We start from the raw sequence: 1,393 nt of genomic DNA on the forward strand, positions 1-1,393 counted from the left end.
CGAGCAACATCGTCGTCTCCAGGTTGAATGGATTCAGCAACCTCAGTCTGGCCTCAGACCTGGTCGCTATCTACTCCCCATGGAATCTTCGATGAAAGCCCGGTGCAGCTCATCGGCGAGGCGCGCCAGCCGATCCTTGCCGAGCCCGGCCGGCTCGAACGTTACGATTACGAGTATCGTCGCAACGGCACCGTCAACCTCTTCGTCCTGCTCGACGTGCATCGCTCCTGGCGCAAGGTCAAAGTCACCGAGCGCCGCGCCGCCGTAGACTACGCCCAATGCATGCGCGAGCTCGTCGACGTCCATTATCCCGACGCCGAGACCATCCGGGTCGTCCAGGACAATCTATCGACCCACTCTGCCGGCGCCCTCTATCAGACATTCCCGCCCGCCGAAGCCCGACGGATTCTGCGCCGGCTCGAGTTCCACTACACTCCCAAGCACGCAAGCTGGCTCAACATGGTCGAGATCGAGATCGGCGTCTTGCGAGGACAGTGCCTCGATCGCAGGATCGACGACCCCAAACGACTACGCCGCGAAATCGCCGCCTGGAAACGCCAGAGGAATGCCGCACGCTCGCGAATCAAATGGATGTTCACCACGGACAAAGCCCGAGACAAAATGGGCCGCGCCTATCCCGGCGCTTCCAAAGAGTCATAATCACTGTGCAAAGACACTAGGCGGTCCCCGTTGTGGTGGATGAGAAGGCGGTCACGAGAGCGTAGGATTTCGCTCCCTCTTGCAATCCATTCCAATCGGATGATTTGCAAAAGCCCTATGATTTTGCGCGACGCGTCCGCTGCTTTCCCGGTTTCCCAGGGCGTCGGTTGCGTCCTGGCGCCGTCCGTTCCCTCTTCACCGCGACCCGCCGCGCTGCCTCCAGCGCCAGTCGCGCCCACGTGACGAGTTCATCGGGCTTGTCGAACAATCGCTCCGGCGCGCGCCAAAAGGAGAGGTCGATGGTGCCGCCCTTCTTTTCGTAGTTGAGGGGCGGAAAGGACTCCGCTTCCTTGAAGGCTGCCCGGCTGTCATCGTCAACCCGGAAATAAAGCGTGTCGTCCCTCACCATGGCGAGCATAAACCCGTCACAGAACACGCCTGTCTTGCCGAACATGCGCCCCATCGCTATGCGCCCGAGTGGAGCGAGTTGCTCGCAAAGGAACTCGGCAAAGCTGTCGCTGGAGACCATCAACGTCCCCAAGAAAGAGCGGCATCAAATTCGATGCCGCCGCAGATGTTGCGCCTTGCCGCCGAAGATAAGCGACGATCAGCATGATCACTGTAAGCGCTTAGCCGGACTTTCAATTACCCACATTTGGAATCGGATTTGAACGACGCGCTGCGGGCGAAATCTTGAATCGGAAGAATCTGTTGTGATTCATTGTTGAGCACC

1 protein-coding gene and 1 pseudogene are annotated in these 1,393 nt (G+C 59.4%); one reads left to right on the forward strand and one right to left on the reverse strand.

Annotation, left to right across the window (positions count from 1 at the left end):
- Positions 1 to 81: 81 nt before the first annotated feature.
- A pseudogene (locus K289_RS0140850) lies at positions 82 to 660 on the forward strand (IS630 family transposase); the annotation flags it as partial.
- 115 nt (positions 661 to 775) lie between these two features.
- Here K289_RS0140850 and K289_RS0140855 read toward each other — a convergent pair.
- Positions 776 to 1,189, reverse strand: coding sequence for a TfoX/Sxy family protein (locus tag K289_RS0140855; RefSeq protein ID WP_027556547.1), 414 nt, complete (start codon positions 1,187 to 1,189; stop codon positions 776 to 778).
- Positions 1,190 to 1,393: the final 204 nt, after the last annotated feature.

Origin of the sequence: Bradyrhizobium sp. Cp5.3, assembly GCF_000426265.1 — a bacterium.
GTDB classification, from domain to species: Bacteria; Pseudomonadota; Alphaproteobacteria; order Rhizobiales; family Xanthobacteraceae; genus Bradyrhizobium; species Bradyrhizobium neotropicale.

Coding starts and splice junctions, on each gene's coding strand:
- K289_RS0140855 (WP_027556547.1), bottom strand. CDS start 1,189: ATGGTCTCCAGCGACAGCTTTGCCGAGTTCCTTTGCGAGCAACTCGCT.